The sequence below is a fragment of the Pseudomonas fluorescens genome, assembly GCF_000968015.1.
In the GTDB taxonomy this organism is placed as follows: Bacteria; Pseudomonadota; Gammaproteobacteria; order Pseudomonadales; family Pseudomonadaceae; genus Aquipseudomonas; species Aquipseudomonas fluorescens_W.
In genome coordinates, this window is record NZ_LACH01000055.1 from 1 (window position 1) to 25,567 (window position 25,567).

The 25,567-nt window shown below is 59.3% G+C and carries 24 protein-coding genes; 11 read left to right on the top strand and 13 right to left on the bottom strand.

The genetic code is table 11. From position 1 onward, the window contains the following. The first annotated feature begins 281 nt into the window (after positions 1-281). Positions 282-554, top strand: coding sequence for a DUF2790 domain-containing protein (locus VD17_RS23310; RefSeq protein ID WP_046055860.1), 273 nt, complete (start codon positions 282-284; stop codon positions 552-554). Positions 555-617: 63 nt separating this feature from the next. Here VD17_RS23310 and VD17_RS23315 read toward each other — a convergent pair whose 3' ends face one another. The 5 genes from VD17_RS23315 to VD17_RS23335 all read right to left on the bottom strand — a co-directional run bounded on the left by VD17_RS23315 (position 618) and on the right by VD17_RS23335 (position 6,830). Continuing rightward, positions 618-1,556 (bottom strand): LysR family transcriptional regulator, encoded by a 939-nt coding sequence (locus tag VD17_RS23315; RefSeq protein ID WP_046055861.1) that lies wholly within the window; start codon positions 1,554-1,556, stop codon positions 618-620. A gap of 169 nt (positions 1,557-1,725) precedes the next feature. Then, positions 1,726-2,676 (bottom strand): aldo/keto reductase, encoded by a 951-nt coding sequence (locus VD17_RS23320; RefSeq protein WP_046055862.1) that lies wholly within the window; start codon positions 2,674-2,676, stop codon positions 1,726-1,728. 23 nt (positions 2,677-2,699) lie between these two features. Next, on the bottom strand, positions 2,700-4,190 hold the full coding sequence (locus VD17_RS23325; protein ID WP_046055863.1) for an efflux transporter outer membrane subunit: 1,491 nt from the start codon (positions 4,188-4,190) through the stop codon (positions 2,700-2,702). Between the two features lie 19 nt (positions 4,191-4,209). Then, positions 4,210-5,694 carry a DHA2 family efflux MFS transporter permease subunit gene (locus VD17_RS23330; protein WP_046055864.1) on the bottom strand — a complete coding sequence of 495 codons (1,485 nt, stop codon included), beginning with the start codon at positions 5,692-5,694 and terminating at the stop codon, positions 4,210-4,212. Continuing rightward, the gene (locus tag VD17_RS23335; protein ID WP_046055865.1) at positions 5,694-6,830 is read right to left on the bottom strand and encodes an HlyD family secretion protein; all 1,137 of its coding nucleotides are present in this window, start codon (positions 6,828-6,830) and stop codon (positions 5,694-5,696) included. The genes VD17_RS23330 and VD17_RS23335 overlap by 1 nt, the downstream gene beginning before the upstream one ends. Before the next feature lie 226 nt (positions 6,831-7,056). On the opposite strand from VD17_RS23335, the gene VD17_RS23340 reads away from it, so the two are divergent. Next, positions 7,057-7,683, top strand: a complete 627-nt coding sequence (locus VD17_RS23340) for a TetR/AcrR family transcriptional regulator (RefSeq protein WP_046055866.1) — start codon at positions 7,057-7,059, stop codon at positions 7,681-7,683. Between the two features lie 8 nt (positions 7,684-7,691). After that, on the top strand, positions 7,692-8,213 hold the full coding sequence (gene mug / locus VD17_RS23345; RefSeq protein WP_046055961.1) for a G/U mismatch-specific DNA glycosylase: 522 nt from the start codon (positions 7,692-7,694) through the stop codon (positions 8,211-8,213). Here mug and yghX read toward each other — a convergent pair. The 6 genes from yghX to glcD all read right to left on the bottom strand — a co-directional run bounded on the left by yghX (position 8,210) and on the right by glcD (position 15,828). Beyond that, on the bottom strand, positions 8,210-9,097 hold the full coding sequence (yghX, locus tag VD17_RS23350; RefSeq protein WP_046055867.1) for a YghX family hydrolase: 888 nt from the start codon (positions 9,095-9,097) through the stop codon (positions 8,210-8,212). The two genes, mug and yghX, sit on opposite strands and share 4 nt — an antisense overlap. Positions 9,098-9,385: 288 nt before the next feature. Next, positions 9,386-11,566 carry a malate synthase G gene (locus VD17_RS23355; protein WP_046055962.1) on the bottom strand — a complete coding sequence of 727 codons (2,181 nt, stop codon included), beginning with the start codon at positions 11,564-11,566 and terminating at the stop codon, positions 9,386-9,388. A 55-nt stretch (positions 11,567-11,621) separates the two neighbouring features. Next, a complete protein-coding gene (locus VD17_RS23360; RefSeq protein WP_033056518.1) occupies positions 11,622-12,023 on the bottom strand; it encodes a heme-binding protein in 402 nt (133 codons plus the stop codon). Further along, entirely contained in the window at positions 12,020-13,261 is a 1,242-nt protein-coding gene (gene glcF / locus VD17_RS23365; protein ID WP_046055868.1) for a glycolate oxidase subunit GlcF, read from the bottom strand. The genes VD17_RS23360 and glcF overlap by 4 nt, the downstream gene beginning before the upstream one ends. Positions 13,262-13,264: 3 nt before the next feature. Then, on the bottom strand, positions 13,265-14,329 hold the full coding sequence (glcE, locus tag VD17_RS23370) for a glycolate oxidase subunit GlcE (protein WP_046055869.1): 1,065 nt from the start codon (positions 14,327-14,329) through the stop codon (positions 13,265-13,267). Continuing rightward, a complete protein-coding gene (glcD, locus tag VD17_RS23375; protein ID WP_046055870.1) occupies positions 14,329-15,828 on the bottom strand; it encodes a glycolate oxidase subunit GlcD in 1,500 nt (499 codons plus the stop codon). The genes glcE and glcD overlap by 1 nt, the downstream gene beginning before the upstream one ends. A gap of 234 nt (positions 15,829-16,062) precedes the next feature. Between glcD and glcC the strand changes: the two genes are divergently transcribed. From glcC to VD17_RS23405, 6 genes are all read left to right on the top strand, one after another. Next, on the top strand, positions 16,063-16,830 hold the full coding sequence (gene glcC, locus VD17_RS23380; RefSeq protein ID WP_046055871.1) for a transcriptional regulator GlcC: 768 nt from the start codon (positions 16,063-16,065) through the stop codon (positions 16,828-16,830). After that, the gene (locus VD17_RS23385) at positions 16,830-17,741 is read left to right on the top strand and encodes a LysR family transcriptional regulator (protein WP_046055872.1); all 912 of its coding nucleotides are present in this window, start codon (positions 16,830-16,832) and stop codon (positions 17,739-17,741) included. The genes glcC and VD17_RS23385 overlap by 1 nt, the downstream gene beginning before the upstream one ends. Before the next feature lie 105 nt (positions 17,742-17,846). Then, positions 17,847-18,776, top strand: a complete 930-nt coding sequence (locus VD17_RS23390; RefSeq protein WP_046055873.1) for a hydroxymethylglutaryl-CoA lyase — start codon at positions 17,847-17,849, stop codon at positions 18,774-18,776. 24 nt (positions 18,777-18,800) lie between these two features. Further along, the gene (locus tag VD17_RS23395; RefSeq protein ID WP_046055874.1) at positions 18,801-19,991 is read left to right on the top strand and encodes a CaiB/BaiF CoA transferase family protein; all 1,191 of its coding nucleotides are present in this window, start codon (positions 18,801-18,803) and stop codon (positions 19,989-19,991) included. Between the two features lie 12 nt (positions 19,992-20,003). Then, the gene (locus tag VD17_RS23400; protein ID WP_046055875.1) at positions 20,004-20,528 is read left to right on the top strand and encodes a gamma carbonic anhydrase family protein; all 525 of its coding nucleotides are present in this window, start codon (positions 20,004-20,006) and stop codon (positions 20,526-20,528) included. Positions 20,529-20,593: 65 nt separating this feature from the next. Then, positions 20,594-21,910 (top strand): MFS transporter, encoded by a 1,317-nt coding sequence (locus VD17_RS23405; protein ID WP_046055876.1) that lies wholly within the window; start codon positions 20,594-20,596, stop codon positions 21,908-21,910. A gap of 50 nt (positions 21,911-21,960) precedes the next feature. On the opposite strand, the gene VD17_RS23410 is transcribed toward VD17_RS23405, so the two are convergent. After that, a complete protein-coding gene (locus VD17_RS23410; RefSeq protein WP_046055877.1) occupies positions 21,961-23,724 on the bottom strand; it encodes an L-lactate permease in 1,764 nt (587 codons plus the stop codon). 172 nt (positions 23,725-23,896) lie between these two features. Between VD17_RS23410 and VD17_RS23415 the strand changes: the two genes are divergently transcribed. After that, on the top strand, positions 23,897-24,133 hold the full coding sequence (locus VD17_RS23415; protein ID WP_008151753.1) for a hypothetical protein: 237 nt from the start codon (positions 23,897-23,899) through the stop codon (positions 24,131-24,133). Between the two features lie 42 nt (positions 24,134-24,175). Beyond that, positions 24,176-24,592 carry a DUF1801 domain-containing protein gene (locus VD17_RS23420; protein ID WP_221174447.1) on the top strand — a complete coding sequence of 139 codons (417 nt, stop codon included), beginning with the start codon at positions 24,176-24,178 and terminating at the stop codon, positions 24,590-24,592. Positions 24,593-24,625: 33 nt separating this feature from the next. Here VD17_RS23420 and VD17_RS23425 read toward each other — a convergent pair whose 3' ends face one another. Continuing rightward, a complete protein-coding gene (locus tag VD17_RS23425; RefSeq protein ID WP_046055879.1) occupies positions 24,626-25,555 on the bottom strand; it encodes a LysR family transcriptional regulator in 930 nt (309 codons plus the stop codon). Positions 25,556-25,567 lie beyond the last annotated feature (12 nt).

Sequence of the window (25,567 nt, forward strand, 5' to 3'; positions counted from 1 at the left end):
AGGCACCGAATGGAGGGGCAAGAGCCTTTGGTTACTTTGGGCTTTTCAAAGTGACTCGCTGTAAGAGCGAAACCGTAATCAGCCATCCCCGCAGAAACGGATATGTACCCCGACCTTAACTGAACAGCACTACCATTCATGCGGAATCTGGCAACAGTGTTTGTCCAGCTGGCTGCTGTTTGAGGGAGGGGTAAACACCTAGCATCGTCTCTACCCAGTGAGCAAAAAGAACAAGCGTCAACCCGCTCACGAGGTTAACTTTTAACGATAGGGTGAATACGATGAAAATCTCAAAACTTGCGATGTTTCTTGCACTTGGCGTTTTAGGTTCACAGGCCTTTGCAGGCGAAAGCCAATCAACTGCCGAGGACAGCAAGACGCCTGTTGAAACCTACACATACGACACGAAACTGGATATCCAGAAAGTCATTAAGGTGACCGATATCGCTGACCAGTGCGGGCCAGTCCCGGCGCAAATGACCTATGAAGACTCTCAGGGTCAACGGCATATCCTGCAGTATCAAGTCATGGGAACTGGCTGTTCAAATGGTTGAGCCGTGTGTGGAAGATGGAGGGTCGACACTCCATGCCTGCCACACTCGTCATTTAAAAGCTTGTTATCGTTTCCTCGGCGAACCTGTGATTTTTTCATCGGATGCCAACAAGTCCGGAATATAACTTTTAAGAAACTCCACCCATGTCTTGATCTTTGCATCCACGAATTTTCGTGATGGGTAGATCGCAAACAAATTCAACTCTTCAAGATGATAGTCGGGTAATACCCGCACTAACGTGCCCGCCCGGAGTCCATCGACTGCCGAAGCAATCGGCTGAATGCCGATGCCCATTCCGTTTGTAATCGCGATGGTCATGCCATCGGCAGTATTGATGTGCAAGGGAGACAACGGGATGTTGACGGTTTCCATGCCTTCTGGCCCCTCAAATGCCCAGTTTTCAGCCGGCATGACGGTATTCACAATTCTCAGGCAATCATGTGAGCCAAGCGCACTCGGGGACTCCGGGTGTCCGCGTTTCTTCAGGTACGCAGGCGAAGCGCAGAGGATGCTGTAGGTCATGCCGAGCCGCTGAGCGACAAACCCTGAATCGGGTAAATCCCGCGCTAAGACAATCGACATGTCATAGCCTTCTTCCAGCAAGTCAGGGAGCCGGTTGGTCAGGGTCAAATCAAACATCACCGAGGGATGAGTCTCTCTATAGCGGGCGATGGCATCGATCACGTAATGGTTGCCAATGGCTGACATCGCGTGAATTTTCAGCCGGCCAACGGGCAGGGTGTGAGCGGTGCCTGCTTCTTCATCCGCTTCGCGCATTTCGTCCAGGATTTTCTCGCAACGTTGCAAGTAGCGCAGACCGGCTTCGGTCAGCGCCAGGCGTCGGGTTGTCCGGTTGATCAAGCGTGTTTGAAGTCTGGCTTCCAGACTCGAAACAGCTTTGGAAACGTTGGTTGTTGTGGTGTCCAACACCTCAGCCGCCGCCGTAAAGCTGCCGCTCTGAACGACCGCAACAAAAAAACGCATGGTTTGGAAAACGTCCATCGTTTCCACCTCAGGGGTATGGATAAAAAGGGCGGCCCTGCAATAAGACCGCCCCCTCGTGGCTAATGCCGGTCAGTTAAGGTGAATAACCTGTGGGAGCAAGCTCGCTCCCACAGAGGTTGTGGTGTTCACACCCTTAACTGACCGGCATTAGCCGCCTCGTGGTGTATTACTTTTTCTGCGGAATAAATCCAGGTACACCCGTTTCCACGACTGAGTTGAATCGAACCCGGGTCGTAATATCTGACTGGATTTCAAGCATGGCCCTGTGTGGCAGGGTAGAAATATCAATGTTTTCCTGAATATGGCTCGGTGTCGCAGACGTGGTCAGGAAAGCGACTCCCCGCTGTACCGACCAGGCCAGTGCCACTTGAGCCGGGGTCTTCTGTATGCGCTTGGCGATCCCTGTGATTACCGTGTCTTCCAATACGTTCGGCTCCATACCATGGCCGAGTGGCGCAAAGGCAAGGACGATAATTCCATGTTGCTGGCAAAACTCAAGCAGTTCCCATTCAGGCAAATAAGGGTGGGATTCTACCTGCACCACGGCGGGTTTTATCCGGGCCACTGCCACGATTTCTTGCAACCGCTCCAGCGTGATATCAGACAAGCCGATGGACTTGCAGCGGCCTTCATCCACCAGGCGCTCAAGCGCCCGCCAAGTCTCAATTAACGTCACGCCTGAGTCGTAGATGACTCGACCGTGTTCGTCTCTGGGGTCCTGATCATCACCGGGTTGAAAGGCAAAAGGCGTATGGATCAGGTAGCAATCGATGTAATCAACTTGTAGCCGTCGGCAACTTGCCTCAAAAGCAGGTTCGACGCGCTCGGGACGATGGTTGGTGTTCCACAGTTTCGTGGTAATGAACACGTCCTCGCGCCGGACCTTACCCGCCTCAATCACTTCCTGTAGGGCAACGCCGACCCTCTCTTCATTTCGATAACGTTCTGCGCAATCGAAATGGCGAAAGCCTGCTTCCAGTGCGGCCTTGACCGCTTGTGTTGTAACGCTGAGATCCCGAAACAGCGTGCCAAAGCCAACGGCCGGCATCTCACCGGATCCGTGGATCAGAGGGAATCGGGTATCGCGAAGTGCATCGTGAAAGGATTCGTAAGGCATATCTTTGACTCCAATATCGGGTGCTACTGATAGGAAGGTTTCTGGTCTTCGCGACTGGCCACTCGTTGCTCAAACACGCCAACGGAGTTACCGCCGAGTGCCACATACAGGCGCACCGTGTCGAGGTACTGCGCGGTCTTCACTCTGATTTGACCCAGTAACGCTTGCTCATAAGCACGCTCCGCCTCCAGCACCTGGAGAATGCTGTTCTCGCCTTGCGCGTAGGCTTGTTGGTTCAGCCGAAAGCTCGTTTCCGCCGCTCGCAACGCGTCCTCCTGCGCCAGGTTCTCCTCGGCGTCATGATTGATCGCTTGCAGGGTGTCGGCGACCTGGCCGAATGAATTGATGACGGTTTGCTGGTAGCCGGCGAGGGTTGCCTTGTAGCCGTCGACGGCGGCCTGACGTTCAGCTTTGAGCGTTCCGCCATTGAAGATGGGCGCCGTGAGCCCGGCAGCGAAACCCCAGAGTGCGGCGCCGCCATTGCCTGAAGCCGCTTGTGCAAGCGACGCGGACAGCTCGACATGGGGATAGAGGTTGGCTGTCGCCACGCCAACCGCCGCGCTGGCCATGTGCAGTTCAGCCTCTGCTTGCCGTACGTCCGGCCGGTCGTGGGCCATTTCGGAAGGCAGACTGACCGGCACGTTTGCCGGCAAGGCAAATTCGGCGAGCGTGAAGTCAGGTGCGATCCAGTCAGCCGGGCCTTTGCCCGTCAGAATCGAGAGCGCGTGACGTGCCGAATCGCGCTGCTGGGCGAGGGGCGGCAACAGCGTGCGGTCCTGAGCAAGCCGCGTCTCGGCCAGCGAAACATCGATCTGCGTGGTGCTGCCATTGGCGTGCGCCATGCGCACCAGCTCGAGGTTCTTTGCATCATTGGCGAGCAACTTCTCGACGGCTGCCATCTGCGCGTTGGCCGAGGCCAGCAACAACGCCTGGCTCGCGACATCGCCCGTCAGGGTCAGGTACGCCGCTTCGTAGCGATGCTTCTGCAGATCGGTAAACGCTTGCTGTTGTTCGACCTGGCGCTTGTTACCGCCGAAAACGTCAAGGTCGAAGCCAACCCGTGGCCCAATCGCATAGAAGTTGGAGATGGAAGGCTCTTTCGCGGTGTGTACCCGTTGGCGGCCAGCCACGGCACCAAAATCGACTTGCGGATACAGCGCACCTTCCGCCGCAGCGACGGAGGAAGCCGCTTGCCGGATCGTCGCGTCCGCAGCTACGAGCTCAAGATTGCCGTCGATGGCGCGACGGACAAGCTTGTCGAGCTTCGGCGAACGAAACGCAGACCACCAATCACCGTTGACCTTCTTGCCCAGGTCAATGCGTTGTTCGCCGGGCTTGTTACTGCCTTGGCCGAGACGCTGCTCGGCCTGTTGGTCGTAGTGCTGCGACAGGCTCGGTGGCGGCATTTGATAGTCAGGGCCGACGGTACAGGCGGTCAGGAACGCAAGAGCCGACACCGCACCGAACGTGGTTTTGAACATCCGTCTGTTGATGAAGCGCGCATGGGATTTCATTTGGCAAACTCCACGAAAACTAGTTGGTCGCAACGGGCTTGCGAAGAAAAATAACCAGTGGGCTGACCACCAGCATCGCGAACATCAAAATCTTGAACTGGTCGATCACCGCGATAAAAGCCGCCTGGCCGGTGATCATTTCGTTGAGCCCCGCCAGTGCTTGCAGGGACGTCGGCGCGGAATGCGCAGCGGCGCGATACGGCGTCAGGTTACTGGCCAGCGCCATGTGCATCGCTTGCGTGTTGTTGAAGAAAAACAGCTGCACAATCGCAACGCCGAGGGTGCTGCCGTACACACGTGACAGATTGAACAGACCAGTGCCTTCCGGGCGTAACGTGGGGTCGAGCGTGCTGAACGCGACCTTTGTCAGCGACGGCATCAGCATGCCGATGCCAATCCCCTGGATCGCACCCGCCACCGCCACGGGCGACCAGTCCATCAACGGCGAATAGCCGAGCATCAGCCAGTTGGCATAAACCACCACGGCGACGCCCGCTGCCACGAACAATCGACGGTCGAAACGCTCGGGAACACGGCCCATCAACAGGAACGCACTGATCAGCCCGATCCCGCGTGGAATCGTCAGGGAACCCGTGGTGTCAGGCGGGTAGCCGAGAATCTCGTCGAGCATTGGCGAGGTCAGCGCCATGGTCGACAACAGCACGAAACCCACGGCGAAAAAGATCACCGTCGACAGCACGAAGTTGCGGTCTTTGAACAAACGCTTGTTGAGGAAATGCACCTTCGCAGTCAGCACATGCACCGCGAACAGGTAGAGCCCCAGTGCACAGCCGATCGCTTCCAGCCAGATCTCGGTCGAGGAAAACCAGTCCAGGCGTTCACCGCGATCAAGCAACATTTGCAGGCTGATCAAACCCAGCGTGAAGCTGCCGAAGCCAAAGAAGTCGAACGACGGACGTTTCTCGGCCTTCTTCTCGGCCAGCAACAGCGCCATCACCAGAAAGATAAACGTCGATAACGGAAGGCTGATGTAGAAGATCGGGCGCCATCCGAAATGTTCGCCAAGCCAACCGCCGATGCTCGGGCCACTGACGATGCCGAACAGCACGATGGCGGTCCACGTTGCGCCAAATTTCGCACGCTTCTCGAGTGGCAATGTCTCCATCGAAATCGCCATCGACAGCGGTGCCAGCACGCCACTCGCCAGGCCTTGAACAATGCGCGCGCCAACGAATTCCAGCGGCGTCGTTGCCTGTGTGGCGAGCAGCAAGCCAACGACGAAGAAGGCCAACGCGGCTTGGTAAACCCGCTTCAAGCCATAGCGCCCGGCGAGCCATTGCGCAATCGGCATCGTGATGGCGCTCGCCGCGAGGTACGAGGTAAATATCCAGCCAGCCTGGTCGTCGGTCATCGACAGGCTGCCCTGAATCAACCTGAGTACTGCATTCGGCAAAGGCAGGTTCGCCGACTGCATGTAGGTGGCGAGCAACGCGGCGAACCGTAATTCCCCCGCACTTTGAGGCCCCGCAAGATTGGCGTTCATCAGAAGTTACCTGCGGTCAACAGCGCTTTGAGCGGATGCCACCAAGGCGTGCGATACCCGGTATCGACCTTGACCGTGGCGCTGGTGCCCGAGAAAAGGGGCAGGGCAGGGTCCACCTCATCGAGTTCAAGTCGGACCGGCACCCGCTGGACCACCTTGACCCAGTTGCCGGTCGCGTTTTCAGGCGGCAGCAGGGCGAAGTCTGATCCGGCACCGGGGCTCATGCTGGTCACGTGGGCTTTGAAGGTGTGATCAGGGTACGTATCGATACTGATGGTCGCTTCCTGGCCTGGACGCATGTGGGTCACGTCGGTTTCACGGAAGTTGGCTTCAACCCAGATCTCGCGATCGGACAGCAGCGCGAAGGCTGGCGCACCGTTGTTGACGTAGTTGCCCACCTGCAAATCGTCGACCTTGGCCACGATGCCATCGTCCGGCGCATACACCGTCGCGTACGAGAGATACAGCTGCGCCTCGTCGAGCTGAGCCTTGGCTTCGCGCACCGACGGGTGACTATCGGCTTCGATGTTCGGGTTGCCGTTCAAGGCAACGACCGTGCTGGCGAGCTGTTGTTCGACCGACGCTATTCGTTGCCGGGCAACTTTAACGTCAGTGTCGGCGCGCTCGTAAATCGAGCGCGAGACAAACTCTGTAGCGACCAGCGCCTTCTTGCGGGCAAAATCCCGTTGGTCGAAATCGGCCGATTCTTTGGCTGATTGCAGTTCGGCTTGCTGCTGGCGGTAGCTGGCCTTGAGGCCATCGATGCGCAGCCGCGCGACGCTCAACTGTGCTTGTGCACGGTCAACCGCAATCTGCAGCGGTTTCGGGTCGATCCGAAACAGAACCTGGCCCTTGTGAACAGGCTGATTGTCCTCGACGGCGATCTCGACGACTTGCCCGGAAATGCGCGCGTTGATCGATGCTTTCGCCACGCGGGCGTAAGCGTTATCGGTCGAAACAAAGGGCTCGCCCGCCACATGGTGGGCGTATCCCACCGCAGCGAAGAGGAGAGGGAAACCCACCATCAGCACTGGCCGTAATTTCTCTTTAAGCGGCTTCTTGATGGGCGAATCAGACGGGTTCGGCCCTGGATGCTCGAAGGTCTGTGTCGCTGGGATGTCGAACTGTTTGGTCATGATCGAATGCACCTATTAACCGGGAAGTCGGGCTAACACCCACAAAAACAGCCATACCGTGTGCGGCCAGGAGGATCGCTCCGCCGCCTCTGTTTCGTCGCCGCAATACCCAGTTCGAGCTCCGCTACAACAAACCTGAAAACCAAGGAATTTCTGGTTCCTTAATTTTGTGCGATGGTGTAAGAATATCCCCCGAGCCCATCTTCATTCAAGGATTTTGTACGACATGGCACAAAAAAAGATTACAGAGGGCAAAGGCCGTGGCCGCCCACGCGCGTATGACCCGCAGACAGCGCTGCTGCAGGCACTTGATGTTTTTTGGAATACCGGATATTCCGGCGCTTCTCTGGACAGCATTGCCACAGCCGCCGGCATGAATCGCCCAAGCCTCTATGCGGCATTCGGTGACAAACACGCGCTCTATATCAAAGCGCTGGAGCAGTATTGGGAGTTTGCCGCGGCGGCCATGCAGGAGGCGCTGACGGACAACGAACTGACCTTGAGCCAGGCATTGATGCGGTTTTACGAAGGGCAGTTGTCGATTTACTTCTCGGGTGACGGCCAGCCGCGCGGGTGCTTTGCGATCGGCACGGCGACGACCGAAGCCGTCGAGGATTCTGAAATACGAGACGTGCTGTCGGACCGGCTCAGCAGGCTCGATGCCGATCTCGAAACGCGTCTGCGAGCGGCAATAGATTCCGGCGAGTTGAAAGGCAATGTCGACCCGGCAGCTCTTGCCGTACTCGCGTCATCCCTGCTGCACAGCATTTCGATACGTGCGCGGGCGGGCAAATCCCGCGATGAACTGACCGAGCTTGCACGCAGTGCGGTCAACGTGATCTGCGGTGGGTGAGGTTTTCAGTGAGTGAAGGACTCGACGATATTCTTGCCAAACAGCTAGCCGTGATTTTTTGTGGCATCAACCCAGGCATGACTGCCGCTGCCCAAGGCCATCATTTTGCGGGCCGGGGCAATCGCTTCTGGCGCACGCTCCATCTCGCTGGCTTTACGCCTGAGGAGGTGCGCCCGGAAAACGATCGGACGATCTTGCAGTATCAGTGTGGATTAACGGCCGTGGTGGAACGGCCGACGGCGCGAGCGGATCAGCTGTCTGCCCAAGAATTCATCGCTGCCGCTGCGGACTTTGAACAAAAGATCGAGCGCTATGCGCCACGCTTTGTGGCGTTTCTCGGTAAAGCGGCGTATTGCGCGCTATCCGGCCAACGAGACATTCCGTGGGGCCTTCAGTCAAAGACCTTCGGCAATGCTTCGGTCTGGATCCTGCCCAATCCCAGTGGACGAAATCGCGCATTCACGCTTGATCAACTGGTGGGCGCGTACCGCCAACTCTATTTAGCTACAGGCGAGCAACCACACCATTAAGCCAGGTATCGCCGAAACCACACCAGCGTCCGGTCCCAGGCCAGCTTGGCCGCAGCTTCATCGTATCGAGGCGTGGAATCGTTATGGAAACCATGGTTGGCGCCGGGGTAAATGTAGGCTTCATAGGTCTTGCCCGCAGCTTTCAGTGCCTTCTCATAGGCGGGCCAGCCTTCGTTGATGCGCGTATCCAGTTCACCGTAATGAAGCATCACCGGCGCCTTGATTCGGGCGACATCCTTGGCTTCTGGCTGACGGCCATAAAAGGACACTGCCGCCCCCAGTTCCGGATAAGCCACGGCCGCCGCATTGACGACGCCACCGCCGTAGCAGAACCCGGTGATGCCGACTTTTCCAGTGGTCGCGTCATGCTTCATCAACCACTCGATGGCAGCGAAAAAGTCATTCATGAGCTTTTCCGGGTCGACGGTCGCCTGCAACTCCCGGCCTTTGTCATCATTGCCAGGATAGCCGCCCACCGACGTCAGGCCATCAGGAGCGAGGGCGATGAAGCCTGCCTTGGCCACACGCCGCGCGACGTCCTCGATGTAAGGGTTGAGCCCGCGATTCTCATGCACGACCACCACCGCCGGCACCTTGCCGGTGGCTTTCGCCGGGCGCACCAGATAGCCACGAACCTGCCCGTTGCCCTTGGGGGAGGGATAGGTGATGTACTCGGCAACAATGTCCGGGTCGGTAAATTCCACCTGTTCGGCAAGCGCATAGTTCGGGCTCAGGGCGGCGAGCAGGGCGCTGGCGGTCAAACCACCCAAGGTGAACAACGCCGCCCGATCCAGAAACTCACGCCGGTTGATCTTGCCGTGGGCGTAGTAGTCGTACAGTTCGAGCAGTTCCGGGGCAAAGTCTTTCGCAGTGAGACGGGTCATCTGTGCGCTTCCTCTTGGGCGGGTCGATTGCTCTGTTGGCTGGACAGCATGGGCGATACCTATCGAGCGTAGCTGCCCACAAAAAAAAGAGGCCGGAGCCTCTAATGCTGATCAGTTAAGGATTTGAACACCGCTATCCTTGTGGGAGCGAGCTTGCTCGCGATAGCGGACTGGCAGACAACGTAAGTGTTGAATGTAAGACCGCCATCGCGAGCAAGCTCGCTCCCACAGGTTCCTCGGCTTAACTGACTGGTGTCAGGCCGGAGCCTCTTCTTTTGTTCCCTCTGCTTACACCCTCGACTGCTTGAACGCGAGCCGGAATTTATGCAACAGCGGTTCGGTATAACCATTGGGTTGTGCGCGTCCCTCGAACACCAATGCGCAGGCCGCTTGAAATGCAACCGACTGCTCGAAGTCCGGCGCCATTGGCGTGTAGATCGGATCACCGGCGTTCTGCTCATCGACGACCCGCGCCATGCGCTGCAATATCTCGACCGTCTGATCCTTGGTGATTACCCCGTGTCGCAGCCAGTTGGCCATGTGCTGACTGGAAATGCGCAAGGTCGCGCGATCTTCCATCAGGCCCACGTTATGGATGTCGGGCACCTTCGAGCAGCCAATCCCTTGTTCGACCCAACGCACCACATACCCCAGCAAGCCTTGGGCATTGTTTTCGACTTCCTGACGAATCTCATCGGCCGACCAGGATGGCTCGGTGACGACCGGCACGCTGAGCAAGCCGTCCAGAAGTGCCGGGCTGGCGCCACCGAAGTCCGTTGTTTCAAGGGACTCCTGCACCGAACGCACGTTGACCTGGTGGTAATGCAGCGCGTGCAAGGTGGCGGCGGTCGGCGAGGGCACCCATGCGGTATTTGCGCCTGCTTTGGGGTGGGCGATTTTTTGTTTGAGCATATCGGCCATCCGGTCCGGCATGGCCCACATGCCTTTGCCGATCTGCGCCCGCCCACGCAATCCACAGTCCAGGCCGACGAGCACGTTGTTGCGCTCGTAGGCCTCGATCCACGCGGTATTTTTCATGTCACCCTTGCGCAGCATCGCGCCTGCTTCCATGGCGGTGTGCATCTCGTCGCCGGTGCGATCCAGGAAACCGGTGTTGATGAACGCGACCCGTGAAGAAGCTGCGGCGATGCAGGCCTTGAGGTTGACGCTGGTGCGCCGCTCCTCGTCCATGATGCCCATTTTCAACGTATGACGTTCCAGCTGGAGCAGCTCTTCGATGTGGCTGAACAATTGCTCGGCGAAGGCCACTTCGGCGGGGCCGTGCATTTTCGGTTTGACGATGTAGACGCTACCGGTGCGGGAATTGCCGCGGCGTTGCAGGTCATGCAGGGCAATCAGGCAGGTGATGACGCCGTCGAGAATGCCCTCCGGGATTTCCAGTCCGTCCTTGTCGAGAATCGCCGGACTGGTCATCAGGTGCCCGACGTTGCGGATGAACAGCAACGACCGCCCGTGCAGCGTCAGTGAGCGGCCATCGGCGGCGGTGTACTCGCGGTCCGGGTTCAATTGTCGAGTGATGGTTTTACCGTTTTTCTCAAGGTCCTCTTTCAGGTCGCCCTTCATCAAACCCAGCCAGTTGCGGTACACCTGCACCTTGTCATCGGCATCGACCGCCGCGACCGAGTCTTCACAATCAATGATGGTCGAGAGCGCTGCTTCAATCAGCAGGTCCTTGACCCCAGCGGCGTCAGCCTGACCGATGACACTCTGGCGATCGATCTGAATCTCGACGTGCAGATCGTTGTTTTTCAGCAGGATGGCCGTGGGGTCAGAGAGCGAACCCTGATAACCGATGTACTGCGCGGCGTTCGATAAGCCGGTTTGACTGCCGTCATTCAAGTTGGCTTCCAGGGTGCCGTTGTCGATCCGGTAGCGTGACACCGCTGCATGGGAGCCGCTGCTCAAGGGGAATGCCTGATCCAGAAACGTCCGTGCAAACGCGATGACTTTCGCCCCGCGCACCGGGTTGTAAGTCCGGCCCGGTTCGGCACCGCCATCATCAGAAATCACATCGGTGCCGTAGAGCGCGTCGTACAGCGAGCCCCAACGAGCATTGGCGGCATTCAGCGCATAACGCGCGTTGACCGCCGGGACGACCAGTTGCGGTCCGGCCTGCACACTGATTTCTGTATCGACGTTTTCGGTGCTGACCTTGACGTCTGCGGGTTGCGGTTGCAGGTAACCGATACCGCTCAGGAAGCTGCGATAAGCCGGCATGTCTGTCACCGGTCCCGGGTGGGCGCGGTGCCAGATGTCCAGTTCGGTTTGCAGGCGATCACGTTCAGCCAGCAGCGCGCGGTTAAGAGGTGCCAGTTCATGCACCAGTGCGGCGAAACCACTCCAGAACGCTTGAGGGGCCAGGCCGGTTCCCGGCAGCACGTCCAGATCAACGAAACGTTGCAAGACAGGCGCGACCTTGAGGCCTTGGCAGTTCACGAATTCGGTCACTTTTTGCATCTCCATCACACAGTATTTATCGAGCAACGACAGCGTCACGTTCAGTTCACTTCAGGCATTGCGCGCCGGCCTTGGCCACTTGGGCATCCTGTTCGGCCTTGACCCCGGACACGCCGACCGCGCCGATCACCTGGCCGTCGACGATGATTGGCACGCCGCCCTCAAGGGACGTCAGCAATGGCGCGGACAAAAAGGCGTGGCGTCCACCATTGACCATCTCTTCATAGCCTTTGGATTCGCGCCGCCCCAGGGCCGAGGTGCGGGCCTTTTCGGTGGCGATGTAGGCGCCAATCGGAGCGCACCCATCGAGGCGTTCGAGAGCCAGGGGATGGCCGCCGTCATCGACAATCACGATGGTCACGGCCCATTGGTTGTTCTGCGCTTCGGTGCGTGCCGCCGCGAGGATTTGGCTGACTTCGGTCTGGCTCAGTACGGCTTTGCTTTTCATGAGGATTCTCCAGTGCTCGTTTGGGGCAAGGCGGCTTCGACTAATTCGATCCAGTGCCTGACAGGGGTTCGGCCCGCACCGTCGAGGTGGGACTGACAGCCGATATTGGCCGTGACAATGACTTCGGGATGTCCGCTTTCCAGCGCGTTGAGCTTGTTGTCGCGCAGTTGCCGGGACAGTTCAGGTTGGGTCAGCGAGTAAGTGCCCGCCGAGCCGCAACACAGGTGACTGTCGGTAACAGGCGTGAGGTTGAAGCCCAGGCTGGTCAGAATCGCTTCCACTGCGCCGCCCAGTTTCTGCGCGTGCTGCAAGGTGCAGGGGCAATGAAAGGCCAGGCGTTGGGCGCTGTGGATACCGAGCTTTTCCAATGGCTCGTCGCGCAGCACTTCGACCAGATCCTTGGCCAGCGCACTGACCTTTTTCGCCTTCTCGGCATAGGCCGGGTCGGTGCTGAGCAGGTGACCATAATCCTTGATGAAGGCACCGCAACCGCTGGCGGTTTGCACGATGGCTTCGGCACCGTTTTCAATGCTTGGCCACCACGCATCAATGTTGCGACGGGCGCGATCCAGGCCGGCCGCCTGAGCGTCGAGGTGATAATCCACGGCGCCGCAGCACCCAGCTTCGCGGGTCGGTGTGACGCTGATCCCCAGTCGATCCAGTACTCGGGCGGCGGCCGCGTTGGTATTGGGTGACAGACTCGGTTGCACGCAGCCTTCGAGCATCAGCACCTGCCGGGCGTGTCGAGTGACCGGGCGCGGCTTGGCCGGATAGATGCGGCGAGGCAACTTTATCTGCAAGGTGTTGGGCAACAATGCCCGGAACACCTGACCGCTGCTGACCAGTCCTTTGAACAGCGCAGGATTGGGTACGACGCTGCGCAGTCCCTCGCGCAATAACCGCTGACCGAGTGGGCGCGGCACCGCCGCATCGACCACCGCCCGGCCGATGTCCAGCAAGTTGTGGTAGTCGACGCCGGAAGGGCAGGTGGTTTCGCAGTTACGACACGACAGGCAGCGATCCAGGTGTTGTTGGGTCTTTTGCGTGACTTCGTTGCCCTCCAGAACCTGCTTGATCAGGTAGATGCGGCCCCGCGGTCCGTCCAGTTCATCGCCCAGCAATTGATAGGTCGGGCAGGTGGCATTGCAGAAACCGCAGTGCACGCAGGTGCGCAAGATGCTTTCGGCTTCTTCGGCGCGGGGCAGTTGGCGGGCGTGTTCGCTCAAAGTGGTCTGCATGGGTCAAAGCTCCGCGTACAGGCGCCCGGGGTTGAAGATGCCCTGAGGATCGAGTTGTTGCTTCAAGTTCCGGTGGTAGCGCATCAATGCGGCTGGCAACGGTTGGAACGGGCTGTCGATCAGGCCATGGGTGTAGCAGGTCACATGCCCGCCGACTTCTTCGACGATCGAGCGAACGAATGCTGCCTCTGCGTCGGATTTGAGCCAGCGCTGCGCACCGCCCCAATCGAGCAACTGACGGCCAGGCAGGGAAAGCCGAGGCGTGTTGTGAGGGACGGACAGGCGCCAAAGTGCCTGGTCCTCATCGAAGAAACTCAATCGATGTTCGTTGAGATCATCCCAATATGAAGCGTCCAGCAACTCGCCGCCGAGTCGGTCATGAGCCGCCGCCACCGAGCCTTCGCCACCCTCAAGCCGCAGGTGCAGGCGCTGCCCATCGTGGCACGCCGCGCTGATCGGCAGCGGCTGTTGTCCCCATTCCGCGAGGCGCAGCAAGGCGCGATCGCTGTCCATCTCCAGGCTGATGCTTAACGCTTGGCGCGGCTTGGGCAGGACCTTGAGCGAGACTTCGGTGATCACGCCGAGCGAGCCGTAGCTGCCGGCCATCAAGCGCGACAGGTCGTAGCCGGCGACGTTTTTCATGACTTCGCCACCGAAGCGTAAATGCTTGCCATGACCGGTGATGACCCGTGTCCCGAGGACGAAGTCCCTGACGGACCCGGACCAGGGACGCCGTGGTCCCGACAGCCCGCTGGCGATCATTCCGCCGACCGTCGCGCCGTCGCCGAAGGAGGGCGGTTCGCAGGGCAGCATCTGCTGCGCCGCGTCCAACACTTCAGCCAGTTCTGCCAATGGGGTGCCGCAGCGAACGGTGATCACCAGCTCGGTCGGGTCGTAGCTGACGATGCCTCGGTGGCTGCGCGTGTCGAGCACTTCGCCCGCCACGATGCGTCCAAGAAACGCCTTGCTGTTGGAGCCTTGAATGCGCAACGGCGTAGCGTTTTGCAGCGCCTGGTTGACCTGCTCCAGCAGCGAGGCGCTGTCGTCGATATCGTGTTCGCTGCGCATCAGAAACGCTCCAGTTCAGGGAAGGGCAACTGACCCATGTGAACGTGCATGGCGCCGAACTCGGCGCAGCGGTGCAGCGTCGGAATGTTCTTGCCGGGGTTGAGCAAGCCACTCGGATCGAAGGCGGCTTTGACGGCATGGAACACGGTCAGCTCATCGCTATTGAACTGCGCACACATCTGATTGATTTTCTCCCGGCCCACGCCGTGTTCACCGGTAATGCTGCCACCGACCTTCACGCACAATTCGAGGATCTTGCCGCCCAGTGTTTCGGCGCGATCGAGTTCGCCCGGTTGGTTGGCATCGAACAGAATCAGCGGGTGCATGTTGCCGTCACCGGCGTGAAAAACGTTGGCCACCCGCAGGCCGTACTCGGCCGACAATGCGGCGATCGCCTGCAGCACACCGGGCAACTCGCGGCGAGGAATCGTTCCGTCCATGCAGTAATAATCCGGTGAGAGACGGCCCACCGCCGGAAAGGCATTCTTGCGTCCAGCCCAGAAACGCACGCGTTCGGCTTCATCGCGGGCCTGGCGCACTTCGGTGGCACCGGCCTGTTCCAGCACCTGGCGCACGCGGTCGCAGTCATCATGAACGTCGGCTTCAACGCCATCGAGCTCACACAGCAAAATGGCTTCGGCGTCGACCGGATAGCCGGCGTGGATGAAGTCTTCGGCTGCGCGAATGGCCAGGTTGTCCATCATTTCCAGGCCACCGGGGATGATGCCGGCGGCAATAATGTCACCCACCGCACGGCCAGCCTTCTCGACGGAATCGAACGCCGCCAGCAGCACTTTGGCGGTCTGGGGTTTGGGCAGCAGTTTGACCGTGACTTCGGTGATGACACCGAGCATGCCTTCGGAACCGGTGAACAATGCCAGCAGATCGAAGCCCGGAGAATCGAGCGCCTGGGAACCCAGGGACAGGTGTTCGCCGTCGGCGGTGAGGATGTCGACCTTGAGCAGGTTGTGCACGGTCAGCCCGTACTTCAGGCAATGCACGCCACCGGCGTTTTCCGCCACATTACCGCCGATTGAACAGGCGATCTGCGAGGAAGGGTCCGGCGCGTAGTACAAGCCAAACGGCGCGGCTGCCTGGGAAATCGCCAGATTGCGCACCCCCGGCTGAACCCGAGCCGTGCGGGCGGCGGGGTCGATGTGCAGAATATTATTGAAGCGCGCCATCACCAGCAGCACGCCTTTTTCCAGCGGCAATGCACCGCCGGACAAACCGGTCCCGGCACCGCGGGCGACCACCGCGACCTGTCGCTCATGGCAGAGCCGAAGCACGCCTTGCACCTCGTCGATGTGACGCGGCAGCACCACCAGCATCGGTGTGGTGCGGTAAGCAGACAGTCCGTCGCATTCGTACGGTTTGAGCTCTTCCTGTTGATGCAGGACTTCCAGATCCGGCCACTGCGTGTGCAGGGCTTGCAGCAAGGCAGCTCTGTCGACATCAGGCAGGACGCCGTCGACGCGTTCATCGTAAAGAATGTTCATAGTCGGTTGACGACCCTCAGTTGTTTTTATAGGAGGTCTGTGTCCGTTTACCGCTGACTTGCATCATTGGCCTGAGGCGTTCTACTGTCTATGTGTTGTTTGGCTGGTCGAACCAGTTTTTTATTTGATGGTTTTTTATTTATGCAAAAAAACAGTTTTAAAACATTGGCTTATGTTGGTGTTTGAACATTTTTGGTTTTGGCAGTGAGGCTGGTCATACCAGTTGGAGAGTCGATGGAAAAGGCAGAAACGAGCCGCAATCCACAAGTCGCAGACGTGGTCTGTGAACGCATCGAACGGCTGATCGTGGACGGGGTACTCAAGACCGGGCAACTATTGCCGTCGGAGCGTCGTCTGACCGAGAAACTCGGCGTTTCACGCACGGCGCTTCGCGAGGGCCTGAAGCTGTTGCGCGCTCGCGGGATTATCAAGACAGAGCAGGGCAAAGGTTCATTTGTCGCCGACCTTTCGGGTCACGGTGCTGCGTCGCCGCTGATGCACTTGTTCAGCTCACAGCCTCGCACGCTCTACGATTTGTTTGAGGTCCGCAGCCTGCTCGAAGGCGAGTCCGCACGCTTGGCGGCGTTGCGCGGAACCGACGCCGACTTTGTCCTCATCACCCGCAGCTACGAGGCGTTGCTCAATGCCCATAGTCGTTCGCTGGAGGCGTCCGAACACGCCCGGCTCGATCATGCATTTCACCTGGCGATTTGCGAGGCCTCGCATAACCCGGTGCTGGTGCAGACCTTGCGCTCGCTGACGGATTTGCTGCTGAGCACGGTGTTTGCCTCGGTCAACAACCTCTACCACCGCGATCCGCAAAAGCGTCAGATCGACCGTCAACATGCGCGGCTCTACAACGCCGTCACCGGCCGTATGCCGGAACAGGCGCGCAAGGCGGCCATCGCGCACATCCAGAGCATCTGCGAGAACCTCAAGGAAATCGAAAGCGAAGAACAACGTCTGGTTCGGGCCACGCTGCGACTTGAGGGGTGGGCGTAATGCCGCATCTGGATCAGTTCTCCTTGCACCTGTTCATTCTGGTCTGCGACGAAGGCACCATCGCACGGGCCAGCGAGCGGGCATTCATCGCGCCATCGGCGGTCAGCAAACGGATCTCCGACATCGAGGTGCGCTTCGGCACGCCGTTGCTCAAACGCAGCAAACGCGGGGTTGAACCCACGCCAGCTGGTCAAGCTTTGCTGCGGCATGCCCGATTGCTGACGCGAGCGATGGAACGGCTCGACGCTGAGCTCAGCGAATACGCGGAGGGTGCTCGTGGGCATGTCCGGGTATTAGCGAACGTGTCCTCGATCATGGAGTTTTTGCCGGAAGAACTGTCCGATTTCATGTTGGCCAACCCGAGAATCCAGGCTGACATCGAAGAGCGTTTCAGCCCGGATGTGGTCCGTGGGGTGGCCGAAGGAAATGCCGACTTGGGTATTTGCAGGCGATCGATGGCCGTGGGCGATCTGGAGTTTCTACCTTACCGCCAGGACCATCTGGCCGTCGTGGTGGGGGCGAATCATCCCTTGGCCGATCGCACCAGCCTTGCGTTCGAAGAGACGCTGGATTTTGATCACTTGGGATTGTCGGCCTTCGCCACGCTCAATACCTTCATGCGCGAAGATGCGGAAAAGCACGGCCGGGAGTTGCGTTTCCGCTCCTATGTATCGTCATTCGACGCCGCGTTCCGGTTGGTGCAGTTCGGGCTGGGACTGGCGGTGTTCCCGCTGGAAGCCGTGGCGCGCTACAGGCAACTGTTCGACTTGCGCATCATCCCCCTGACCGACGTTTGGGCGCTGGGCGAGTTTGTGATCTGCGTGCGGGATCGTGATGCACTGTCGCTTTCAGCCCGTCGGCTGCTGGATCACCTGCTGTTACGGGCACCGCCACGACAAACCATGACCTGAATCCATCCATCGCGGTTGACGATGGATCAGGCCGTGAATCACGTCTTTTCGGCGCCTTGGTGTCTCTCTAGTCTGAGCCTGTGCTTCAGCCTGTGAGAGAACTTCATGACAACAATAACGATCAACGAAGTCGGTATGCGCGATGGATTGCAGAGCCTTCAAGCCATCATGCCCACTGCTGCCAAACGCCACTGGATTGATACCGCCTATGCGGCTGGCGTACGCCATATGGAAGTTGCATCCTTTGTGCCTGCCAAACTGCTGCCGCAAATGGCCGATGCCAAGGAAGTCGTTGCCCACGCCTTGAGTTACCCCGATCTGGTGGTCTCGGTCCTGGCGCCGAATCTGCGTGGCTGTCGGGATGCGCTTGAGTCCGGCGCCCACCGCATCATTGCGCCTGTTTCCGTCAGCGCGGCCCACAGCCTGGCCAATGTTCGGCGTACGCCACTGGAAATGGTCGAAGAGCTGGTGCGGATGTGCCAGTTACGCACCGAGCTGGGCTTGCAAAACGTTCAATTAATTGCCGGAATGTCCGTAGCCTTCGGCTGCACCCGCCAGGGCGATGTGCCGTTGAGCGACTTGTGCGAATTAACCCGACACGTACTTGAGGCCGGCTGCGATCTGGTCTCGCTCGGCGACACCACTGGCTATGCCAATCCCGGTCAGGTGGCGATCACGTTGCAGGCGGTCCGAGCCATCGCCGGTGACAAACTCAGGGCTGCGCATTTTCATGACACCCGTGGTCTGGCGCTGGCCAACAGTCTGGTGGCCGTGCAGCAAGGCATCACCGAACTCGATTCGTCCCTCGCCGGGCTGGGCGGTTGCCCGTTTGCACCGGGCGCGTCCGGCAACACCGTGACGGAAGACCTGGTGTTCATGCTGCACAGCATGGGCTGCGACACCGGCATCGATCTGGCCGCATTGATCGCATCACGAGATGTGCTGCATGCCGCGTTGCCAGACGAAACCCTTTACGGCTGCATTGCCCGCGCCGGTCTGCCACTCAATTACACACCACCCGCCAGCCGCGCTTGAGCTGTCCGATCGAGGAAAACATTCATGTCCAGACTTCCATTGGACGGCATTCGTGTCGTCGAAATTTCACACATGGTGATGGGGCCGACCTGCGGAATGATCCTCGGTGACCTCGGTGCCGAAGTCATCAAGATCGAGCCGACCCGCGGCGATGGAACGCGGCGTCTGCTGGGGGCCGGTGCCGGATTCTTTCGCACCTTCAACCGCAACAAGCAGTGCATCGCCATCGACGTCAACACCCCGCAAGGGCGCGACGCCGTGCTGGAACTCATCGACACCGCCGACGTGTTCATCGAGAACTTCAAACCCGGGCGCATGCAGAAACTCGGCTTCGGTTACGCAGCGATGCGTGAGCGTAACCCGCGCATCATCTATGCCTCGCACAAAGGCTTTCTCAACGGGCCGTATGACAATCGCCTGGCCTTGGATGAAGTGGTGCAGATGATGGCGGGCCTGGCCTACATGACCGGCCCTGTCGGCAGACCGCTGCGTGCCGGCAGCTCCGTGAACGACATCATGGGCGGGATGTTCGGGGCTATTGGCGTGCTTGCTGCGCTCAATGACCGGCACACCACCGGTGTCGGCCGTGAAGTGCAAAGTGCGCTTTACGAAAATTGCGTATTGCTCGCTGCCCAACACATGCAGCAGTACGCCGTGACCGGGCAGGCTGCCGCGCCGATGCCAAACCGCATCAGCGCCTGGGCGATCTACGACGTGTTCGAATTTGCCAACGGTGAGCAGATGTTCGTGGCGGCCACCGGCGAAGGGCAGTGGAATGCCTTATGCCAGTTGCTCGGTCAGACCGCATTGCTCGACGACCAGAGCCTTGCCACCAACAACGATCGTGTACTGCAGCGACCCCGGTTACTGACTCACCTGGCCGAAGTCTTTGCCACGATGGATGCTCAGGCGCTGGCCCTGGAGTTGGAGGCCCACAGCATTCCCTTTGCACCGATCCGTCGTCCTGAGGAGTTGTTCGACGATCCTCATCTGCTGCAAAGCGGCGGCCTGGCGAATCTCGAACTCGAAGATGGATCGTTCACCGCCATGCCATTGCTGCCGTTGTCCCTGGATGGCGAGCGTCTGCAACCGCGTCAATCGATTCCGCGCATCGGCGAGCATACGCACAAGGTCATGCGTGAACTTGGTTACAGCGACGAGCACATCGCCGAACTGTGTGCAGCCGGTGTGCTTAAAACGGACGCTCAAGCCTGAGGAGGCGCTGCCATGGCTATCTATCAATACGACACGCTGATCCCCGTCATCCACGCTGAAACCTTCGTCGCCGAAGACGCCACCGTCATCGGCAATGTCACGCTCGAGCAGGGCGTCAGTGTCTGGCCCCAGGCGGTTCTGCGTGGTGACAACGAGCCGATTCGAATCGGTCAGCACAGCAACGTACAAGAAGGCGCGGTCTTGCACGCCGACCCCGGATTTGCGCTGACGGTGGGCAATGGCGTCACCATCGGCCACCAGGCCATGTTGCATGGCTGCACCATCGGAGATGGGGCGCTGATAGGGATTCAGGCGGTGGTGCTCAATGGTGCGGTTATCGGCAAGAACTGCCTGGTCGGAGCCGGCGCGATTGTCACTGAAGGCAAGGTGTTCCCGGACAACTCCCTGATTCTGGGAGCACCCGCCAAAGTGGTGCGAGAGCTGACGCCTGAAGCCATCGCCGGCCTGCAGCGTAGCGCCCAGGACTATGTCGCCAAGGGCCAGGTTTACAAGGACAAATTGATTCGAATCAGCTAAACCCGTTGAGCAAGGTCCTGAAGGACGTTGCCTCTCTCCAATAATTACAACAATGGAGAAACACTATGGTTGCCATGACTGGCGAAATCGCACTGGCGCGCAATGAAGAAACGATCAATGAGCTACTGCTCTATCGGCGCGTGGCCTGGCGCATCATGCCGCTGGCCATTATCTGCTTTCTGTTTTCCTATTTTGACCGGATCAACATCAGCTTCGCCAAGACCCAGATGCAGCATGAACTGGGCTTGACCGATGCAGCATATGGACTGGCCGCGAGCATGTTCTTCATCGGCTATGTGCTGTTCGAAGTGCCCAGCAGCCTGGGCCTCAAACGCTACGGCGCCCCAGCCTGGATCTGCCGGATCATGGTGTCGTGGGGGCTGGCGACCGCGGCAATGATGTTTGCCTACACTCAGTACACGCTCTACTTTTTGCGTTTTCTGATTGGGGTAATGGAAGCCGGTTTTGGTCCGGCGATTCTGTTCTACTTGGCTTGCTGGTTCCCGAAAAAACATCTGGCGAAGATGAATGGCCTCTGGTTCTTGTCGGTCCCATTGGCGGGAGCATTGGGCGGGCCGGCTGCCGGGATTTTGTTGGGCACGATGGATGGCGTGCTTGGCCTGGCGGGTTGGCACTGGCTGTTCCTGATGTCGGGTTTACCGTGTGTGGTGCTGGGTGTGCTGGTGTTGTGGAAACTCGATCGTGACATCGAGTCGGCCAAATGGCTGACAAGGGGAGAGAAAGACCTGCTCGCCGCCAATCTGGCACATGACAAAGCCAGGCAAAAGCCGATATTGGGGTCGCTGTGGCGAGTGTTGCTGACGCGGGAAGTCGCGATCATGGCGTTCATCTACTTCGTGATCAAGACAGCTTCCTATGGCCTCAATTTCTGGATGCCGCACTTGATCAAGTCGTCCGGCGTGCAAAGCGTTTTTTGGGTCGGCATGCTGTCATCCCTGCCTTATATCGTTGCGTGCATCGGCATGATCTGGCTGACGCGGCTCTCGGACCGCACCGGCGAGCGCAAGAAATACCTGGTGATGTGCCTGCTGCTGGCGGCCGTGGGTTACTTGCTGGCCTGCCTGTTTTCCGATTCGTCCTGGGCCATGATGGCGGCCTTGGTCCTGGCGACGGCGGGCACGTTCATAGCCATTCCAATCTTCTGGACGATTCCACAATCGACCTTCTCAGGGCTGGCGATTGCCAGTGGAACCGCAGCCATCAACTCCATTGGCCAGCTCAGCGGCATGGTCGCTCCGGTTATGGTGGGCAAGATCAACGATGTCTCCGGCACCAGTTATATGGGCATGCTGTCCATCGCGCCGATGATCCTGATCGCGTGCTTTGTGGTCATGCGTTGGGTCAAGAATCCCAAACCTTGACCCCTGCGATGCACCAGGGGCCAAGACTTGAGAATGGCGGGCTACATCAATCAATGCCCACCAACAACCATATGACTGAACGGCGCCACATACGCCTGCAATGTCACTAAACCACCGACCAAGATGGCCAGGATGATCGAGTGGAAAAACACATAACGCAGGATTTCCCCTTCATGCCCGTACCAGCGGGTGGCGGTGGAGGCCACCACGATTGACTGCGCGTCGACCATCTTGCCCATGACCCCACCGGAACTGTTGGCGGCAGCCATCAACACCGGGCTGATCCCCAGCTGCTCGGCGGTCACCCGTTGCAAGCCGCCGAACAGCACGTTGGACGCCGTATCCGAACCGGTCAATGCCACGCCGAGCCAGCCGAGCAGGGTGCCGAACATGGGGTAGAAGATGCCCGTCGCGGCGAAGGCCAGGCCCATGGTCGCGTCCAGACCTGAATAGCGGGTGAGGAAGCCCAGGGCGAGCATCGCGACGATGGTGATCAGCGAGTAACGCACGACCCAGATCGTTCGCAGGTACTGGTGGATCAGCTGTGGAATGGAATAACCCATCAGCAGTCCGCCGAGGATCGCCGCCAGCAGGATGCCGCTACCGGTGCTGGTGAGCCAGGTGAACTTGTAGATCGCGTCCTCGGCTTTAGGCGCGGGCACTACAGGCGGGACCTTCTCGATCTGCTGGTGAATCGTGGTGAACGTCACGATCGGGGCGAAGATCGGATTCGCTTCGCGCATCGGTTTGCCCTGAGGGTCGAGCTTGGCCGAGTGAGTGGCCGGATCAATCGCCGGGCGGGTATCGAACATGTTTTTGAAACCCTGGGTGCCCCAGGCGAACACGAACACGGTGAGGATTATCCACGGCATCCACGCACGCATCACCGCAGGCTTGGCATCGCTGGCAAAGGTCGCGCTGGCGACGGGTTTTTCGTCATGCTCTTCGGCAATCTTGGAGTTGTCGACGCGCCCGGACAGTGCGGCGGAGGTATGCACGGTGGTCGGTTTCCAGACCCTGAGGAAACCGGTCAGGCAGGCCATGGAAATCAGTGCGGCGATCACGTCCACCAACATCGGCCCGTGGTAGTTGGACACCAGGAACTGCGGCACGGCAAAACTGACCCCGGCCACCAAAATCGGCGGCCAGATTTCCAGCATCTTGCGCCAACCGGCGAAGGCCCAGATCAACCAGAACGGCACGATCACCGAGAAGAACGGCAATTGCCGGCCGACCATCATCGACAGCTCCATTTCATCCAGCCCGGTCACCTTGGCCAGGGTGATGATCGGCGTGCCCAGCGCCCCGAACGCCACGGGCGCGGTGTTGGCGATCAACGCCAGGCCAGACGCGGCCAGTGGCGAGAAGCCCAGCCCGATCAGAATTGCCCCGGTCACCGCCACCGGCGTACCGAAGCCTGCGGCCCCTTCGAAGAACGCACCGAAGCAGAAGGCAATCAGCAGCAGTTGCAGGCGTCGATCGTCGGTGATGCGTGCCAGGGAATCCTGCAGCACTTTGAACGAGCCGTTCTCGGTGGTCAGCCGATGCAGGAAGATGATGTTGAGCACAATCCAGCCAATGGGTAGCAGGCCGTTGGCGGCGCCGTACAGTGCGGCTGAGCCGGCCATGTTCGCCGGCATGCCGAAGGCGAAGATCGCGATCACCAGCGCAGACGCCAGGGCCATCAATGCGGCCAGATGCGCCTTGACATGGAAAAACGCCAGGGCTGCCAGCATCACCACGACCGGCACTGCTGCCATGATGGTTGAAAGTATCGGGTTACCGAACGGATCGTAGATTTGCTGCCAGACCATGTTCCACCTCTGCTTTTTATTGTTGGGAGTGCAGACCCCGTGGGGGCGGTGGCTTCTAGTATAGGTGGCATTACGCCGCTGTCCTGGCAGGCCTTTTAGTGGGCCGCACTGAGCTAACATGGCCAATGGGTAAATGCGCTACTCGGACTTCAACGACGGGAGAAATACAGCCATGACTGAACGCCATATGCACCACAAGGAAACGCTGTCGAACGGATGCAAGATCGAGGTCAAAGCCGAGATATTGAAGGACGGCTCGCTGGGGATGTTCATCGGTGTTTACCGGCCCGATGGCACGGCCATTTTTGAGGACCACGATCCAAAACCGCATCTGCTGGACATGGAGGCTGCCTTCGACTGGGGGATCGAAAAGGCCAAGACCCTCGGCAACAGTCAAAAAACGCTGTAACACCCGGTTTTCGACACCCTCATGAAGAAGGCGACAACCACCATGAACAAAGAGCAGGTCGGTGCAAAGGAAGAAGAGGGCGCAGATTCTGCCTCTCAGCTGATCGACGCGAGAATCAAGGAGCTGGGAGATTGGCGGGGTGAGATGCTCGCTCGAGTCCGAACGCTCATCCGGCAAGCCGACCCCGACGTGGTCGAGGAATGGAAGTGGCGGGGCGTTCCAGTGTGGTCGCACGGCGGAATCATCTGCACCGGCGAGACCTACAAGCAGGTCGTGAAGCTGACGTTTGCCAAGGGCGCCTCGCTGGAGGACCCTTCAGGCCTCTTCAACGCCAGCCTCGAAGGCAACACCCGACGTGCGATTGATTTGCATGAGGGCGACACGATTGATGAGAACGCCTTGAAGGCGCTGATTCTCGCCGCCGTGGCGCTCAACACAAGCGGGCGTGCGAAACCCTGACGCCGCCTCGCCGACAGGTTTCGGTTTCAAGCGCTAAGGTCGGGGCAACTGCCATGGCGCGCCTCGCGCAAACGCTGCCTCGATCCAGTGCTTGAACGCAGTCGTCGTTGCCGTGTTGTACTTGGCTGACGGGCGCACCAGATAGACACCCGCGTCTGCATCCAGCTGCCAGTCGGGAAGCACTCTGATGAGATGACCGCTATCGATGTCCCTCGTCATGAGCCACTCACCGCCGGCAAGAATGCCCAGCCCCATGCGGGCAGCGGACAGGAGCGCCTCATTGTCGTTACTGACCATGGCGCTGCGCACCCTGATGCTCTGCTGATCGCCATCACGCGTCAGCTTCCATTCCGGGTACGAATGCAGTCCGGTGAAGCCCAGGCAATTGTGATCAGCGAGGTCTGCCGGTGTCTTCGGTTCGCCCCGGCGTTGCAGGTAGGCGGGTGCAGCACAGAGGATTCGGCGGTGATCGCACAGCTTCCTGGCGACCAGTCGATTGTCTGACAGCTCACCGATTCGGATCGCGGCATCGAAACCCTCCGCGACGATGTCGACGAATCGCTCCGAGTATTCGACCTCCAGCGACACCTCGGGGTAAGCCAGGGCGAACTCCGACACCAGCGCGCTGAGCCATAATCGTCCCATCGCGGCTGGCAGGGCGAGTCGCAACCGTCCCCTGACCTGTGCCGCGCCTTGGGCTGCCTCTTGCTCCGCTTGGGAAATCAAACTGACGGCATGACCAAGCTGCGAGACCAGACGCTGTCCCTCGTCGGTAAAACGCAGTTGCCTTGTGGTTCGTTCCACCAGACGTATTCCGAGACGAAGTTCCAACGCGCTGAGCCGTTTGGACAGCACCGACGGGTGCCGTTGCAGCCTCCTTCCGGCGGCGGCAAAAGAGCCGTGTTCGGAGAGCGCCAAGAGTGTGGCGAGTTCATCTGCCTGTCGGCTATCGAACAGATCCATGCAACGGCAAAC